The 15,078-nt window shown below is 63.1% G+C and carries 15 protein-coding genes; 8 read left to right on the top strand and 7 right to left on the bottom strand.

What is annotated here, in order from left to right:
* Positions 1–13 precede the first annotated feature (13 nt).
* The 4 genes from GJ695_RS13490 to GJ695_RS13475 all read right to left on the bottom strand — a co-directional run bounded on the left by GJ695_RS13490 (position 14) and on the right by GJ695_RS13475 (position 3,540).
* Positions 14–688 (bottom strand): SDR family oxidoreductase, encoded by a 675-nt coding sequence (locus GJ695_RS13490; protein ID WP_154365505.1) that lies wholly within the window; start codon positions 686–688, stop codon positions 14–16.
* Complete coding sequence (locus GJ695_RS13485; protein WP_154365503.1) at positions 688–1,887, bottom strand: acetyl-CoA C-acyltransferase; 1,200 nt, start codon at positions 1,885–1,887, stop codon at positions 688–690. The genes GJ695_RS13490 and GJ695_RS13485 overlap by 1 nt, the downstream gene beginning before the upstream one ends.
* A 12-nt stretch (positions 1,888–1,899) precedes the next feature.
* Positions 1,900–3,084 carry an isovaleryl-CoA dehydrogenase gene (locus tag GJ695_RS13480; RefSeq protein WP_154365501.1) on the bottom strand — a complete coding sequence of 395 codons (1,185 nt, stop codon included), beginning with the start codon at positions 3,082–3,084 and terminating at the stop codon, positions 1,900–1,902.
* A gap of 66 nt (positions 3,085–3,150) precedes the next feature.
* Entirely contained in the window at positions 3,151–3,540 is a 390-nt protein-coding gene (locus GJ695_RS13475) for a MerR family transcriptional regulator (protein ID WP_154365500.1), read from the bottom strand.
* Between the two features lie 309 nt (positions 3,541–3,849).
* On the opposite strand from GJ695_RS13475, the gene GJ695_RS13470 reads away from it, so the two are divergent.
* Both GJ695_RS13470 and GJ695_RS29620 read left to right on the top strand, forming a co-directional pair.
* On the top strand, positions 3,850–4,257 hold the full coding sequence (locus tag GJ695_RS13470) for a hypothetical protein (protein ID WP_154357436.1): 408 nt from the start codon (positions 3,850–3,852) through the stop codon (positions 4,255–4,257).
* 219 nt (positions 4,258–4,476) lie between these two features.
* On the top strand, positions 4,477–4,647 hold the full coding sequence (locus tag GJ695_RS29620) for a hypothetical protein (RefSeq protein ID WP_166454843.1): 171 nt from the start codon (positions 4,477–4,479) through the stop codon (positions 4,645–4,647).
* An 8-nt stretch (positions 4,648–4,655) separates the two neighbouring features.
* On the opposite strand, the gene GJ695_RS13465 is transcribed toward GJ695_RS29620, so the two are convergent.
* Positions 4,656–5,255: a UbiX family flavin prenyltransferase gene (locus GJ695_RS13465; protein ID WP_154365498.1), complete on the bottom strand. Its 600-nt coding sequence runs from the start codon at positions 5,253–5,255 to the stop codon at positions 4,656–4,658.
* A complete protein-coding gene (gene grxD, locus GJ695_RS13460; protein ID WP_008443113.1) occupies positions 5,248–5,559 on the bottom strand; it encodes a Grx4 family monothiol glutaredoxin in 312 nt (103 codons plus the stop codon). The genes GJ695_RS13465 and grxD overlap by 8 nt, the downstream gene beginning before the upstream one ends.
* A gap of 129 nt (positions 5,560–5,688) precedes the next feature.
* Here grxD and GJ695_RS13455 point away from each other — a divergent pair, with 129 nt between their 5' ends.
* Both GJ695_RS13455 and GJ695_RS13450 read left to right on the top strand, forming a co-directional pair.
* Positions 5,689–6,024: a PadR family transcriptional regulator gene (locus tag GJ695_RS13455; protein ID WP_154365497.1), complete on the top strand. Its 336-nt coding sequence runs from the start codon at positions 5,689–5,691 to the stop codon at positions 6,022–6,024.
* Positions 6,021–6,530 carry a DUF2812 domain-containing protein gene (locus tag GJ695_RS13450; protein ID WP_154365495.1) on the top strand — a complete coding sequence of 170 codons (510 nt, stop codon included), beginning with the start codon at positions 6,021–6,023 and terminating at the stop codon, positions 6,528–6,530. Before GJ695_RS13455 ends, GJ695_RS13450 begins: the two co-directional genes overlap by 4 nt.
* Before the next feature lie 24 nt (positions 6,531–6,554).
* Here the strand turns inward: GJ695_RS13450 and GJ695_RS13445 are convergent, their stop codons facing one another.
* Positions 6,555–8,903 (bottom strand): Tex family protein, encoded by a 2,349-nt coding sequence (locus tag GJ695_RS13445; RefSeq protein WP_154365493.1) that lies wholly within the window; start codon positions 8,901–8,903, stop codon positions 6,555–6,557.
* 195 nt (positions 8,904–9,098) lie between these two features.
* Between GJ695_RS13445 and GJ695_RS13440 the strand changes: the two genes are divergently transcribed.
* The 4 genes from GJ695_RS13440 to GJ695_RS13425 all read left to right on the top strand — a co-directional run bounded on the left by GJ695_RS13440 (position 9,099) and on the right by GJ695_RS13425 (position 14,978).
* Positions 9,099–12,227: a DEAD/DEAH box helicase gene (locus GJ695_RS13440; RefSeq protein WP_154365491.1), complete on the top strand. Its 3,129-nt coding sequence runs from the start codon at positions 9,099–9,101 to the stop codon at positions 12,225–12,227.
* A 3-nt stretch (positions 12,228–12,230) separates the two neighbouring features.
* Positions 12,231–13,367 carry a PAS domain-containing sensor histidine kinase gene (locus GJ695_RS13435; RefSeq protein WP_154365489.1) on the top strand — a complete coding sequence of 379 codons (1,137 nt, stop codon included), beginning with the start codon at positions 12,231–12,233 and terminating at the stop codon, positions 13,365–13,367.
* 53 nt (positions 13,368–13,420) lie between these two features.
* Positions 13,421–14,101 (top strand): response regulator transcription factor, encoded by a 681-nt coding sequence (locus tag GJ695_RS13430; RefSeq protein WP_154357443.1) that lies wholly within the window; start codon positions 13,421–13,423, stop codon positions 14,099–14,101.
* Positions 14,102–14,276: 175 nt separating this feature from the next.
* Positions 14,277–14,978: a transposase gene (locus GJ695_RS13425; RefSeq protein WP_154365487.1), complete on the top strand. Its 702-nt coding sequence runs from the start codon at positions 14,277–14,279 to the stop codon at positions 14,976–14,978.
* Positions 14,979–15,078: the final 100 nt, after the last annotated feature.

Below are 15,078 nucleotides of genomic sequence, written 5' to 3'. Positions count from 1 at the left end.
TGCAGTCTCGTTGTTACCAGCCGATGGTTTCGCCATCGTAGGTTTGATACACCGCCTGGTCGGACGCGGGGAGCGCCGCCAGCGTTGCGCGGATGCCGTTCGCGCTTTCTTCCACCGAGAGGTCGGCGCCGGCGCCGCCCATGTCGGTGCGCACCCAGCCCGGGTGGAAGGCGATGCAGGTTGCGCCTTGCTTGCCGAAGGTGAGCGCGGTATCGATCAGCACCGAATTCAGCGCCGCCTTGCTGGCGCGGTACAGCGAACCGGCCGGCGAGGTGCGCTCGCTCAGTGAGCCCATGCGCGAGGACAGCACCGCCAGCTTGCCGTTGCCGCGCGACGCGCACACCAGCGGCGCGATCACCGGCAGCAGGCGCATCGCCGCCAGCACGTTGGTGTGCATGACGCTGTCGAAGTCCGCCTGCGACGGGAAGCCGTCGTGGCGCGGACCGTAGACGCCGGCGTTGAGGATGGCGACATCCAGCTCTTCGCCATCCAGCTTCCAGCCGACGCCGGCCACCGCTTCGACGTTGTTGACGTCCAGCTTGTGCGGCTCGGCGCCCAGCGCCGCCAGCGCGTCGCAGTCTTCCTGTTTGCGCGCGGTGGCGATGACGCGCCAGCCGTCGCTACGGTATTGCCGGACCAGTTCCAGGCCGATGCCGCGCGATGCGCCGATGACCAGTGCTGTCGGCATTACACCAGCTCCACGGCCATGGCGGTCGCTTCGCCGCCGCCGATGCACAGCGCCGCCACGCCCTTCTTGCCGCCGGTGCGTTTCAAGGCGCCCAGCAGGGTAACGATGATGCGCGCGCCGGAAGCGCCGATCGGATGGCCCAGCGCGCAGGCGCCGCCGTGGATGTTGACTTTGTTGTGCGGGATGTCGAGGTCGCGCATGGCGGCCATCGGCACGGCGGCAAAGGCTTCGTTGATCTCGAACAGGTCGACGTCCTTGCTGCTCCAGCCGATTTTCTTGTACAGCTTTTCGACGGCGCCGATCGGCGCGGTGGTGAACAGGTTCGGTTCCTGCGCAAAGGTGGCGTGGCCGAGGATGCGGGCGATCGGCGTCAGGCCCAGTTCTTTCGCTTTCGATTCGCGCATCATCACCAGCGCGGCGGCGCCATCGTTGATCGACGACGACGAGGCGGCGGTGATGGTGCCGTCTTTCTTGAACGCGGCGCGCAGCGTCGGGATTTTTTCAACCTTGGCTTTCAGCGGACCTTCATCCTTGTCGATGACGGTATCGACGGCGCGCGAGGTGACGGTGACCGGCGCGATCTCCCACTTGAAGTAGCCTTCGCTGGTGGCGACCTGCGCGCGCTTCACCGATTCGATGGCGAAGTTGTCCTGCGCCTCGCGGGTGAATTCATACTTGGCCGAGCACTCTTCGGCGAAGGTGCCCATTGAGCGGCCCTCGCCGGTTTTTTCGTTGCGCGAGTAGGCGTCTTCCAGGCCGTCGTACATCATGTGGTCGAACATCACGCCGTGGCCGATGCGGTAGCCGCCGCGCGCTTTCGGAATCAGGTAGGGCGCGTTGGTCATCGACTCCATGCCGCCGGCCACCACCACGTCGGCGCTGCCGGCCACCAGCTGGTCGTGCGCGAAGATCGCGGCCTGCATGGCCGAACCGCACATCTTGGACAGCGTGACGGCGCCGGTGGAGGTCGGCAGGCCGGCTTTCAACAGCGCCTGGCGCGCCGGCGCCTGGCCCTGGCCCGCCATCAGGCAGTTGCCGAAGTAGACGTGTTCGACCAGCTTGCCGTCGATGCCGGAGCGCTCGACGGCGGCCTGGATCGCGACCGCGCCCAGGTCATGCGCGGCCTTGCCGGAAAAGTCGCCCTGGAAGGCGCCCATGGGAGTGCGGGCCGCGCCCACGATGACGATAGGATCATTCATTTCAGTTCTCCGTTATTTGGTTTCCGCGAACAGCTCGCGGCCGATCAGCATGCGGCGGATTTCGCTGGTGCCGGCGCCGATTTCATACAGCTTGGCGTCGCGCCACAGGCGGCCGACCGGATATTCGTTGATGTAGCCGTTGCCGCCCAGCGTCTGGATCGCCTCGCCGGCCATCCAGGTCGCCTTTTCGGCGCTGTACAGGATGGCGCCGGCGGCGTCCTTGCGCAGGTTGCGGATCTGCTCCGGCGTGGTGGCGCGGTCGCAGGCCTGGCCGACCGCGTAGACATAGGCCTTGGAGGCCATCATGGTCGAATACATGTCGGCGATCTTGCCCTGCATCAGCTGGAATTCGCCGATCGGCTGGCCGAACTGCTTGCGGTCGTGGATGTAGGGCACCACCACGTCCATGCAGGCCTGCATGATGCCCAGCGGGCCGCCGGACAGCACGGTGCGTTCGAAATCGAGGCCGGACATCAGCACGTTGACGCCCTTGCCCAGGCCGCCCAGTACGTTCTCGGCCGGCACTTCGCAGTCTTCGAACACCAGTTCGCCGGTGTGCGAGCCGCGCATGCCCAGCTTGTCGAGCTTCTGGGCGATGGAGAAGCCCTTGAAGCCTTTTTCGATCAGGAAGGCGGTCATGCCTTTCGGGCCGGCTTCCAGGTCGTTCTTGGCGTAGACCACCAGCACGTCGGCGTCGGGGCCGTTGGTGATCCACATCTTGGTGCCGTTCAGCACCCAGCGGTCGCCCTTGAATTCGGCGCGCAGCTTCATGCTGACCACGTCGGAGCCGGCGTTCGGCTCGGACATGGCCAGTGCGCCGATGTATTCGCCGGAAATCAGCTTGGGCAGGTATTTTTGTTTTTGTTCTTCGGTGCCGTTGCGCTTGATCTGGTTGACGCACAGGTTCGAGTGGGCGCCGTAGGACAGGCCGACCGAGGCCGAGGCGCGCGAGATTTCCTCCATCGCCACGATGTGGGCCAGGTAGCCCATGTTGGCGCCGCCGTACTCTTCCGGCACGGTGATGCCGAGCACGCCCAGTTCGCCCATCTTGCGCCACAGGTCCATCGGGAACTGGTCGCTGCGGTCGATTTCCGCCGCGCGCGGGGCGATCTCGGCGGCGGCGAACTGCTGCACGGCTTCGCGCAGCGCGGCGATATCCTCGCCATGGTCAAAGGTCAGGCCTGGGAGATGGAGCATGTCATCCTCATTCTTCTGTTTTGTCTGGAGCGGCCATGATACGCCGATGTGACGTTAACGTAAACGTCAAGTCACCGCATGCGTTTCCAGCATGCGCTTGCATTCGTCTTCGTGCGCCTGGATCTCGGCCAGCGACATTTCGATGTCTTCGCGCTGCTGTTCCAGCGTTTCGCGGTGCTGCGCCAGCACCGTCAGGAAGCGGTGCATCTGGGCCACGGAATCCTTGGGCGTCTCGTACATGTCGACCAGGCTCTTGATCTCGGCCAGCGACAGGCCCAGGCGCTTGCCGCGCAGGGTCAGCTTGAGGCGGGTGCGGTCGCGCGGCGTGTAGACGCGGTTGCGGCCGCCGGCGCCCTCGCGGGACGGGCTGAGCAGGCCCTGGTCTTCGTAAAAGCGGATCGCGCGCGCGGTGATGTCGAATTCGCGCGCCAGTTCGGTGATGGTGTAGGTGGACATGGGACTTTCTGCGGTGGTTTCCGTTTACGTCAACGGCAACTCATTGTAGCGCGAAAAACACCGTTTCGATGTAGAGTCGGTGGCACGGCGTGACCGCCGGGATGCGGAATGGTATCGTGCGACGTGAAAGGCTACGCGGCAGCATGATACGCAACCCGCATTCCCTGGCCGAATAAAATTTGTTCCATTATTCCACTGACGTTGATACTGGCAGAGGATAAAATGTTAATTTTAAAATCCCGTGACGTCACAGTTTTCGCGTATCGCGCAGAGACTGACTTTCATGAAGCAACGTGAAATAGTGCAACTATGAATTCTTCTAATGAACGCGAAAGCTTTAGCCAGCGACTCCAACAGGCTCTCAAGAACGCCCATTATTCGCCCGACAGTCCGACCCGGCTCGCGCGCGAGTTCAACATCCGATTCGATGGCCGGCCCATTACCGTGCATGCAGCGCGCAAATGGCTGGTAGGCGAGGCGATTCCGACGCAGGAGAAGCTGCGCATGATCGCCCAATGGCTGGGCGTACCGGCCGAGTGGCTGCGCTTTGGCGGTCCGGAAGACGGTGCGCCGGCCAGCGACAACGCCGCCAGCCTGTCGCGCTTCGAGTCGGCCGACGTCAAGCTGATCGCCGATTTGCAGCGTCTGGACGAGCATCACCGCCAGATCGCACGGGAATTTATCCGCATGCTGGTACGGGTGAACTACCAAAAGTAGTCATTTTTGCGTAGTACTACGCAAGCCGACGGTGCTGTCGGCACTGCTTTCACATGAAACTGGTTTCAGAGTGAGCCGGTTTTTGTTCGGACCAGGGCGCGCCACCGGCAGCGCCCTTTTTATTTTCGCCACCTTTGCGAATTGTCATGGTGTCGACATGGATTTAAGGCACAATAGGGCAGTACCTATTTTTTGGGGAGTCATGCTTTGAGCCGTCTTATGAAAAGCAATTACAGCAATGTCGCACAGCTGAAAGATTTAATGACCGCCCCGCCAATGACCGCCGAACAACATGCCGAAGTGATGCGCAAGCGCATCGCGCACCGTCGCATGGTGGAAGAGGCGCGTGAATTGAAGCGTGCCAGCAGTTCGTACTTCGACAAACGTTAAGCGCAACGTCAAGCGTCGCCGGCGGCCTGCCCCTTGAGGCCGGCCCAGCGCGGCGCCAGCGCATGCTCTATGCCGAACAGGTCGATGACGCGGGCCACCGTGTGGTCGACCATCTCTTCGATGCTTTGCGGATTGTGATAAAAGCTCGGCAGCGGCGGGAAGATAATCCCGCCCATTTCCGTGACCGCCGTCATATTGCGCAAGTGCGCCAGGTTGAACGGCGTTTCCCTGACCATCAGCACCAGCCGGCGGCGCTCCTTGAGCACCACGTCGGCCGCGCGCGCGATCAGGTTGTCGGACAGGCCGTGGGCCACCGACGCCAGGGTTTTCATCGAGCAGGGAGCGATCACCATGCCGTCGCTCTGGAACGAGCCGCTGGCGATCGAGGCGCCGACATCGCGCACCTTGTGCACCAAGTGGGCCAGTGCTTCCACTTCGCGCCGCTGCAGGCCGGTTTCCTGGTGCAGGGTGAGGACCGCGGCCTCGGAAACGATCAGATGCGTCTCCAGGCCGGGCAGATGTTGCAAATGTTGCAGCAGACGCACGCCATACACCGCGCCGGTGGCGCCGGTGATGGCGACGATGATCCGCCGCGGACGATCAGGCATCCAGCAGGGCTTTCAGCTCGCCCGACTCGAACATCTCGTTCATGATGTCGGAACCGCCGATGAACTCGCCCTTGACGTAGAGCTGGGGAATGGTCGGCCAGTTCGAGTAGTCCTTGATGCCCTGACGGACTTCCGGATCTTCCAGCACGTTGACGGTGGCAATGTTCTCGACGCCGCACGCTTTCAGGATCTGGATGGCGCGACCGGAGAAGCCGCATTGCGGGAACTGGGCGGTGCCCTTCATGAACAGCACCACCGGGGTGTTGGTCACGGTTTCTTTGATCCAGGTTTGTACGTCGCTCATAGCTGCCTCGGTGAATAAATAAATGTTAGATGCCGACATTTTATAAGAAATGTGCCCCCCACGTATTTGACGACGGAAAAAATCCCTGTATTATGTATATCGAGAATCGATATACCGAATGACGATGCAATGACCGACATCCCCTACAGCAAATACCTGCCGCTCTCGGAAGCGACCTTTTACGTGATGCTGGCGCTGACCCGGCCGATGCACGGCTACGCCATCATGCAGAAGGTGGAAAGCATGAGCGGCGGCAGCGTCACGCTGGGACCGGGCACGCTGTACGGCGTGTTCGGCACGCTGGAAAAGCAGGCGTTGATCGTCAAGGTGGCGGAAGAGGAGCGGCGCAAGGTGTATGCGCTGACCGAACTGGGCAAGGCGGTGCTGGCGGAGCAGGTGCGCCGGCTGGAAATCATGGTCAGCAGTGCGCGGGCATTGCTGGATGTCGCGACGGAGGCGGTGTGAAGACGGTACGGAAATTCAAGCTGTGGTTTGTCTGGCAGGATGAACAGCATCAGCAGTGGCTGCAACAACAGGCGGCGCAGGGCCTGCACCTGCGCGACACCAATATCTTCGGCCTGCACACCTTCGCGCGTGGCGCGCCGGCCGACATCGCCTACCGCTGGGACGTGCGCTACATGACGCCCGACGCCGAATACCGGCAGTTGTTCCAGGACGCCGGCTGGGAGCATGTGACGTCGTCGCTGGGCTGGCACTGCTGGCGCAAGCCGCGCAAGGCCGGCGTGGCGACGGAAATCTTCACCGACAGCCGCGACCGCGCGGCCAAGTACCAGCGCGTGATCCGGCTGCTGGCGGCGGTGATGGCGGTGGAAGTGCTGACCGCCCTGCTGCTGCCGGACAGCCAGTTCTTCCAGGGTATGGCGTGGGGCATGGGCGTGGCGACCGTCGTGATTGGCGGTCTCAGCCTGTTCATGCTGGCGCGACGGGTCAAGGCAGTGAAGCACGCCTGAACGGCCTGCCCCACTGCTTGCTGATTAACCGCGCAGCTTGGCGAAGGCGGCGGCCATGCTGCCGCCGACAGCCGGTTCGCGCGCGGTCTGCTTCTGCTGCTGGCCCATGGCGCGGCGGTCGTTGCGGTCGCCGCGCTGCTGCGGCTGCGAGCCGGCTTGCGGCGCGCTGTCGCTCAGGCGCATGGTCAGGGCGATGCGCTTGCGCTTCTCGTCCACTTCCAGCACCTTCACCTTGACCACCTGGCCGGCCTTGACCACCGTGTGCGGATCCTTGACGAAGGTGTTGGACAGCGCCGAGATGTGCACCAGGCCGTCCTGGTGCACGCCGATGTCGACAAACGCGCCAAAGGCCGCCACGTTGGTGACCACGCCTTCCAGAATCATGTCCGGACGCAGGTCCTTGATTTCCTCCACGCCTTCCTTGAAGGTGGCGGTGGTGAATTCCGGACGCGGATCGCGGCCCGGCTTTTCCAGTTCCTTCAGGATGTCGGTGATGGTCGGCACGCCGAATTTCTCGTCGGCGTACTTGGCCGGCTGCAGGCGCTTGATCAGCGCGCTGTCGCCGATCACGGCCTTGATGTCCTTCTGGATATCGCCGAGGATTTTTTCCACCAGCGGATACGATTCCGGGTGCACCGCCGAGGCGTCCAGCGGATTGTCGCCGCCGGTCACGCGCAGGAAGCCGGCCGCCTGCTCGAAGGTCTTGTCGCCCAGGCGCGGCACGGATTTGAGCGCCGCGCGCGAGGTGAACGCGCCCTTGACGTCGCGGTAGGAGACGATCGCCTGCGCCACCGAGGCCGACAGGCCCGACACGCGCGCCAGCAGCGGCGCCGAGGCGGTGTTGACGTCGACGCCGACCGCATTCACGCAATCCTCGACCACGGCGTCCAGCGAGCGCGCCAGCTGGGTCTGCGAGACGTCGTGCTGGTACTGGCCGACGCCGATCGATTTCGGATCGATCTTGACCAGCTCGGCCAGCGGATCCTGCAGGCGGCGGGCGATCGACACCGCGCCGCGCAGCGACACGTCCATGTCCGGCAGCTCGCGCGAGGCGAATTCGGAGGCCGAATACACCGACGCGCCGGCCTCGGAGACGACGATCTTGCTCATTTTTTGTTCAGGGAAGCGCTTGAGCAGGTCTTGCGCCAGCTTGTCGGTTTCGCGCGAGGCGGTGCCGTTGCCGATCGAAATCAGCGACACATTGTGCTTGGCGGCCAGCTTGCCCAGCGTGTGCAGCGAGCCTTCCCAGTCGTTTTTCGGCTGGTGCGGATAGATCACGGCGGTATCGACCACCTTGCCGGTGGCGTCCACCACGGCCACTTTGACGCCGGTGCGCAGGCCGGGGTCCAGGCCCATGGTGGCGCGCTGGCCGGCCGGGGCCGCCAGCAGCAAGGCTTTCAAGTTGGTAGCGAAGACATTGATCGCGTCCAGTTCGGATTTCTCGCGCAGGCCGCCCATCAATTCGGTTTCGAGGTGCATGAAGCTCTTCACGCGCCAGGTCCAGCGGGCGGTGTCGGCCAGCCATTTGTCGGCCGGACGGCCGGCGCTCTTGATGCCGAAACGGGCGGAAATGCGGCTTTCGCACGGGTTGTGCGGCGCGTCCCACTTTGGTTTCTCGGCTTCGGTGTCGAGGCGCAGGGTGACGTCGAGGATGCCTTCGCGGCGGCCGCGCATCAGCGCCAGGGCGCGGTGCGACGGCACGGTGGCCAGGTTTTCCGAATAATCGAAGTAGTCGGCGAATTTTTCGCCTTCTTCTTGCTTACCTTCAATAACCTTCGATTCGACGATGCCATGCTCTTGGACATATTCACGCAGCGACTGAAGCAGGGTAGCATCTTCGGCAAAGCGTTCCATCAGGATCTGGCGGGCGCCGTCGAGGGCGGCCTTGGTGTCGGCCACGCCGGGATTGTTGCCGTCGGCGGTGGTGAAGGCTTCGCGCAGGAACCTGGCGGCCTCGGTCTCCGGATTGAGTTCCGGGTTGGCCAGCAGGTCGTCGGCCAGCGGCGCCAGACCGGCTTCGATGGCGATCTGGGCCTTGGTGCGGCGTTTTTGCTTGTAAGGAAGATATAAGTCTTCAAGACGGGTCTTGTCTTCTGCGTGCATGACAGCATCTAACAACTCTGGTGTCATCTTGTTTTGCTCGGTAATCGATGCCACGATACTGGCGCGGCGGTCTTCCAGCTCGCGCAGGTAGCGCAGGCGCTCTTCGAGCAGACGGAGTTGGATGTCATCCAGGCCGCCGGTCACTTCCTTGCGGTAACGGGCGATGAAGGGAACGGTGGCGCCTTCGTCCAACAGGGCGACGGCGGCGGCTACCTGGGCCGGTTTGGCGGAAAGTTCCAGGGCGAGGCGTTGTTCAATGGAAGGCAGCATGGTGGTAATTCCTAGACAGACAAGCCCGGAATAATACGATATCGGCGCCAGCTTGCCATCCTTTTGCCTTGGGAACGTGGGGAAGCCCACTTTAATCAGCAGGTTTTAGTAAGAATACGTAAACACGAACGCTTCAATGGCGGATAATATTGCCTGTTGCCGTTTTTGAACCATCTTTGAACAACAATGCGACCTATGGATTTTACCCGCGACGACGCCCCTGCCGCCCCTGCTGCTCCAGCACCGGCCCCAACGCGCCCTGCGCCGCCCGCGAATCAATTGTCGTACGCTGTCGCCACCTGGCTGCAGCGTGTGGATGCGGCAGCGCACCCGAAAGCCAAACTGACGCCGCCGCCGGTCGACAACGACCCCAAGCAAACGCAATACAAACTGATTTACGTGATGGCGCCCACCAGCGGCGGCCGTCATGTGGCCTTGTGCCTGTACAAGGCCCGCCTGCGCCCGAACGGCGACGTGGCGGCGGCCAGTCCGGTCAGCGAGGTGTTTTCGCTGCTGTCGACGCCGCCCACCTTCATGACGCCCAACGATGAAGACCTGATCCGCTTCTTCGTCGCCATGCGCAGCGGCCAGAATTCCCAGACCGGCTCGGCCACCGAACCGCGCGGCAAGATCGGCGCGGCGCTGCTGAACATGCTGGCCGAGCAGGACAAGCTGCTGTGGGCCAATTCCTGGGCCGACGTCGGCAACGGCCTGGTCTACCCGCTCAAGGGCGGCGTGCTGCGCGAAGCCAACCTGGCCTGGCGCGAGGAAGGCAAGGGCCTGCGCCTGGGCTGGCAGGTGGCGCCGCCGCCGGGCGCCAAGCACGTCGGCGCCGACCAGGTCGACTACATGCTGCCGACCGATCCGCCCTGGTATATCGATAACCTGTCCTGCGGCGTGCTGCAACTCAACCAGGGCGGCGCGACCATTCCGCTGGCCGATCTGCAGGCGCTGGTGGCGCAAGCCCCGCTGCTGACCAATAACGACAAGATGCGCGTGTCGCAGCTGCTGCTGGCGCACGGCCTGCAAGGGCTGATGCCGCTGCCGCAGCCGCTGCCGCAGCGCATCCGCGACGACGTCAAGCCGCGTCCGGTGCTGACGCTGGACGCCGCCATGCTGGCCGACGGCTCGCTGCAACGCTGGAACGACTTCGCCGTGCTGTCCTTCGACTACGACGGCGAGCGCGTCTCGTTCGACCCGTCGCAGCGCGTGGTGCGCCAGAAGGGCGACGTCACCGAGATCATCCAGCGCGACAGCGCGGCCGAGGACGAAGCGCTGGCGCTGCTCAACGAGCGCCATTTCGTCGCGCCGTCGACGTTGCCGTTGAGCAGCGTCAAGGGCGGCCTGTTGCTGCCGACCCAGGCCGAATGGATACGCTTCGCCCGCGACGGCATCGCCGCGCTGAAGGAAGCCGGCTGGAAAATCGAAAAAACCGTCAAATACCGCTACGACACGCAGGAAGTCGGCGACTGGTACGCGGAAGTGGTGGAAGATCCGGCCGACGGCGGCAACGCCTGGTTTGATCTGGAACTGGGCATCATGGTCAACCAGGAGCGCGTGCCGCTGCTGCCGGTGCTGGTGCAGCTGATCCGCAACGCGCCCAACGATTTCAGTCCGAAAGTCATCGCCAACCATGGCGACGAGGACCAGATGCTGGCCACGCTGGCCGACGGCAGCCGCGTCGCCCTGCCCTGGGGCCGCGTGCGGCCTATCCTGGCCACGCTGGGGGAGTTGTATTTCAGCGACAAAATCAAGAACACGGTGCACATGGCAACGCTGGACGCCGCGCGCCTGGACGAACTGGCGCGGAACGTCGACATGCAATGGACCGGCGGCGCGGAGCTGCGCGACATGGGCGCGCGCCTGAACCAGTTCGGCGCCGTCAAACGCATCGCCACGCCGGCTGGCCTGCAGGCCACGCTGCGTGACTATCAAACCGATGGTCTGTCGTGGATGCAGTTCCTGCGCGAATACGGCTTCGCCGGCATCCTGGCCGATGACATGGGCCTGGGCAAGACGGTGCAAACGCTGGCGCACATCCTGGTCGAGAAGGAGGCCGGCCGCCTGACCGCGCCGGCGCTGGTCATCGCGCCAACCAGCCTGATGGGCAACTGGCAGGAGGAAGCGGCGCGTTTCGCGCCCGGCCTCAAAGTGCTGCTGCTGCAAGGCAAGGACCGCATGGGCCAGTTCGACCAGATCGATGAGGCCGACCTGGTGCTGACCACCTACGCGCTGCTGCCGCGCGACGAGGAAAAACTGCGCGAGCACGATTTCCACCTGGTGATCCTGGACGAATCGCACTACATCAAGAACACCCGCTCGAAAGCGGCCCAGAGCGCCGGCCTGCTGCGCGCGCGCCATCGCCTGTGCCTGTCCGGCACGCCGCTGGAAAACCACCTCGGCGAGCTGTGGTCGCAATTCCACTTCCTGCTGCCCGGCCTGCTGGGCGACGAGAAGGGCTTCAACTCGGTGTTCCGCCACCCGATCGAACGGGCCGACGATCCGCTGCGCCGCGCGCTGCTGAACCGCCGCATCAAGCCCTTCCTGCTGCGCCGGACCAAGGACAGCGTGGCGAAAGAGCTGCCGCCGAAGACCGAGATGGTGCGCAAGGTCGAACTGACCGGCGCCCAGCGCGACCTGTACGAAACCGTGCGCCTGGCCATGGACCAGAAAGTGCGCGAGGAAATCGACCGCAAGGGCGTGGCGCGCAGCCAGATCGTCATCCTGGAAGCGCTGCTCAAGCTGCGCCAGGTGTGCTGCGATCCGCGCCTGGTCAAGTCGACCACCAAGAAACAGCAAGCGGCCGGGTCGGCCAAGCTGGCCGACCTGATGCAGATGGTCGAGGACTTGCTGGAAGAAAAGCGCAAGATCCTGGTGTTCTCGCAGTTCACCAGCATGCTGGAGCTGATCGAGCAGGAACTGGAAGCGCGCGATATTCCGTATGCGTTGCTGACCGGCGACACCAAGGACCGCAGCGCGCAAGTGGCGGCCTTCCAGCAGGGCGCCGTGCCGATCTTCCTGATTTCGCTGAAAGCCGGCGGCGTCGGTCTCAACCTGACGGCGGCCGACACGGTGATCCACTACGATCCATGGTGGAACCCGGCGGCGGAAAACCAGGCCACCGACCGCGCCTGGCGTATCGGGCAGGACAAGCCGGTGTTTGTGTATAAACTGATCGCCAAGGGCACGCTGGAAGAGAAGATCCAGGTCTTACAGCAGAAAAAGTCCGATCTGGCGCAGTCGATCCTGGCGGATGGCGAGTCGCAGAAAATGGCGCTCACCCAGGAAGATCTGCAACAAATATTCGCACCTTTGGTGGAGTAAATCATGGCGCAGACGATAGCGGAACTCCAGGCGGCCCTACAGCAGTCGCAAGCAAACGAGAGCCGCTACCGGCTGCTGCTGGAACACAGCAACGAGATCAGCTGGATGGCCGACTGCGCCACGCTCCAGCTGACCTGGTTGAGTCCGGCGGCCGAACGCCAGTTCGGCTACACGCTGGACACCGCGCAAACACTGGCCCACGGCCTGCTCAAGGATTTGCCGACCCGCCTGCAGCGTTATGCGGAAGGCGATTTGAGCCGGCGTCGCTTGCTGCGTGAAACCGAGCTGGCGCAGGCCGACGGCCACGTGGTGCCGGTGGAAATCGAATCGACGCTGATCCTCGACGAGCACGGCGCGCCGGTCACGGTGGTCGGCGTGGTGCGCGACCTCAGCGCCCGGCGCGAGCTGGCGGCGCAGCAGAAAAAGTTCGCCTCCATGCTGTCGCACGAATTCCGCACGCCGCTGTCGACCATCGACGGCGCCGTGCAGCGCCTGGAAATGACCGGCGCCCACCACGACGAAGGCACGCGCAAGCGCTACCGCAAGATCCAGACCGCCGTCGACCGCATGCTGGCGATGCTGGACGAATACCTGTCGCCGGAGCGCATGGCCAGCATCGGCCGCGAGCGCCAGCCCAACGAAATCAATCCCGCCACCCTGCTGGAAACCGCCGCCGAACAGGCGCGGCAACGGCGCAAAAGCGTCACGGTGCGCAGCGTCGGACTGCCGCAATGGATGCGTTGCGACCCGGCCGGCATGCGTTTATGCCTGGAAATGTTGTTGGACAATGCAATAAAGTACACAGACGATAATATTCCGATAGAATTGGTGGGCAGAATTGCAGCGGAAGGTGGCGTCGAGCTGCTGGTGCGCGATCACGGCGCCGGCATCCCGGAAGCCGAGTTGCCGCACGTTTTCGACAAAGCCTTCCGAGGTAGCAATGCCGCTGGCGTGGCGGGATCGGGTCTGGGCCTGTATATGGCGCGTTCCATTGTTGATGTGCACGGTGGCACTGTTACTGCGAGAAATGTTTCTGAAAGCGGCACGGAATTTCGGATTTGGCTGCCTATCGCAGCCAACGCCGGGAAAAGCCTTGCGCGTGGTGAGGTCAGCAGTGATAATTCCCTGGACGCAAGCTGATTGTCCCAGGTCTGGGCACAATTGCTCAACAATTGAAACGAAGTGGCGCATCAATGACGCAAATACTCATCGTGGAAGACAATCTGGACTATGCCGAGGAAATGGCAGAGTTTCTGACTGAGCTTGAACACGAAGTGCACATTACCAACAACGCCAGCGATATGTGGTCGGCCCTGAGCCAGGGCAACGTCGGCGTGGTTGTGCTGGACCTGGGCTTGCCGGACGAGGACGGCTTCAACGTCATCCCGCGCATGCGCCAGTTGTATCCGCAAATCGGCCTGCTGGTGCTGACCGGGCGGGTGGCGTTCGACAACCGCATTCTCGGCTTGCGCCTGGGCGCCGACCACTACCTGACCAAGCCTATCAAATTCCCGGAACTGGCGGCGCACATTGAGGCGCTGGACCGTCGCGTCGGTCCGCAGGAGACGGTGCCGCTGCCGAGCAAGTGGACCTTGAAGGTCAGCGCGCGCCAGCTGGAATTACAGGGCATGGCGATTACGCTGACCGAGAAAGAGTGCAATTTCCTGCATTTGCTCACTATTAATACCCGGCCGGTGCCGCGCCAGGTGATTGTGGCGGGGATAGGCGGCGATGATCCGGATGCGGGCCGCCGCGTCGACATGCTGGTGTACCGCCTGCGCAAGAAGGCGCGGACCGGGCTGGGGCAGGATCTGCCGCTGCGCAGCGCTTATGGCGAGGGGTATAGCCTGTCCGCCAGTTTCAACCTGTCTTGACCCCCAGGCGATAGAGGGGTCTGACCCCGGCGGGGTCAGACCCCGCGGCGGACCGCCGTGCGGGGTACAAATCGGGACGGAGTCACGCTATTTCGTTACGTCGCTGATTTTAATGGGGACGGAGTCATTTCCAGGGGTAGAATCTGGGGTCCACAGTCACCCCTTTTGATCCCGTATGGCTCGCCTGCCCCGCTTAATCGTCCCCCACCAGCCCCACCACGTCATCCAGACCGGCCTCAACAACCAGGATGTGTTCCTGGACGCCGAAGACTACCAAACCTTCCTCGGCTGGCTGCGCACCGCCGCCAAAACCTACAAAGTCGCCGTCAACGCCTACTGCCTGATGCCCAACCACGTGCATTTGCTGGTCACGCCGTCCGATGACAACGGCCTGGGCCAGATGATGCAGTGGATCGGCCGCTATTACGTCCCGTACTTCAACCAGAAATATGTCCGCAGTGGAACTTTGTGGAACGGACGCTACAAAACCTCGCTGATCGACGCCGACGTTTATTTCATGCTGTGCAGCCGCTACATCGAATTCAACCCGGTGCGCAACGGCATGGTCAGCCGCGCCGAAGACTATCCGTGGTCCAGCTACTGCCACCACGCCGGCATCCGCCCGGATGGGCTGGTCACCGACCACGCCAAGGTCTGGGAACTGGGCAACACGCCATTCCAGCGCGAAGCGGCCTACAGCGCCCTGTCCGAGCCGCCATTGACGCCGGAGGAAATCACTTTAATCAGCAAAGCCCTGCTCAAAGGCTGGCCGCTGGGCTCGCCGCAGTTCCAGACCGCCCTCGAAAAGAAGGTGAAGCGCCAGGTATTGCCGGCAAAACGCGGCCGGCCATTCAAAATAAAGCCTTCCGCCGAATAGGCCTCCACTCTGTCCCCAATTAAAAAAATAAGCTTCTGAGAAAAATTTAATTCGACTCCGACCCTAATTGTTATTGTTGAAGTTTACGCTGCGTTGCACT

Origin of the sequence: Duganella alba, from assembly GCF_009674495.1 — a bacterium.
GTDB lineage: Bacteria > Pseudomonadota > Gammaproteobacteria > Burkholderiales > Burkholderiaceae_D > Rugamonas > Rugamonas alba.
Note: the sequence above shows the minus strand (reverse complement) of the source record. Positions and strands in the feature narration are given on the sequence as shown.

What these genes read in the sequence shown, in the direction of transcription:
- GJ695_RS13490 (WP_154365505.1), bottom strand. Translation starts at nt 688, where the DNA reads ATGCCGACAGCACTGGTCATCGGCGCATCGCGCGGCATCGGCCTGGAA.
- GJ695_RS13485 (WP_154365503.1), bottom strand. Translation starts at nt 1,887, where the DNA reads ATGAATGATCCTATCGTCATCGTGGGCGCGGCCCGCACTCCCATGGGC.
- GJ695_RS13480 (WP_154365501.1), bottom strand. Translation starts at nt 3,084, where the DNA reads ATGCTCCATCTCCCAGGCCTGACCTTTGACCATGGCGAGGATATCGCC.
- GJ695_RS13475 (WP_154365500.1), bottom strand. Translation starts at nt 3,540, where the DNA reads ATGTCCACCTACACCATCACCGAACTGGCGCGCGAATTCGACATCACC.
- GJ695_RS13470 (WP_154357436.1), top strand. Translation starts at nt 3,850, where the DNA reads ATGAATTCTTCTAATGAACGCGAAAGCTTTAGCCAGCGACTCCAACAG.
- GJ695_RS29620 (WP_166454843.1), top strand. Translation starts at nt 4,477, where the DNA reads ATGAAAAGCAATTACAGCAATGTCGCACAGCTGAAAGATTTAATGACC.
- GJ695_RS13465 (WP_154365498.1), bottom strand. Translation starts at nt 5,255, where the DNA reads ATGCCTGATCGTCCGCGGCGGATCATCGTCGCCATCACCGGCGCCACC.
- grxD (WP_008443113.1), bottom strand. Translation starts at nt 5,559, where the DNA reads ATGAGCGACGTACAAACCTGGATCAAAGAAACCGTGACCAACACCCCG.
- GJ695_RS13455 (WP_154365497.1), top strand. Translation starts at nt 5,689, where the DNA reads ATGACCGACATCCCCTACAGCAAATACCTGCCGCTCTCGGAAGCGACC.
- GJ695_RS13445 (WP_154365493.1), bottom strand. Translation starts at nt 8,903, where the DNA reads ATGCTGCCTTCCATTGAACAACGCCTCGCCCTGGAACTTTCCGCCAAA.
- GJ695_RS13440 (WP_154365491.1), top strand. Translation starts at nt 9,099, where the DNA reads ATGGATTTTACCCGCGACGACGCCCCTGCCGCCCCTGCTGCTCCAGCA.
- GJ695_RS13435 (WP_154365489.1), top strand. Translation starts at nt 12,231, where the DNA reads ATGGCGCAGACGATAGCGGAACTCCAGGCGGCCCTACAGCAGTCGCAA.
- GJ695_RS13430 (WP_154357443.1), top strand. Translation starts at nt 13,421, where the DNA reads ATGACGCAAATACTCATCGTGGAAGACAATCTGGACTATGCCGAGGAA.
- GJ695_RS13425 (WP_154365487.1), top strand. Translation starts at nt 14,277, where the DNA reads ATGGCTCGCCTGCCCCGCTTAATCGTCCCCCACCAGCCCCACCACGTC.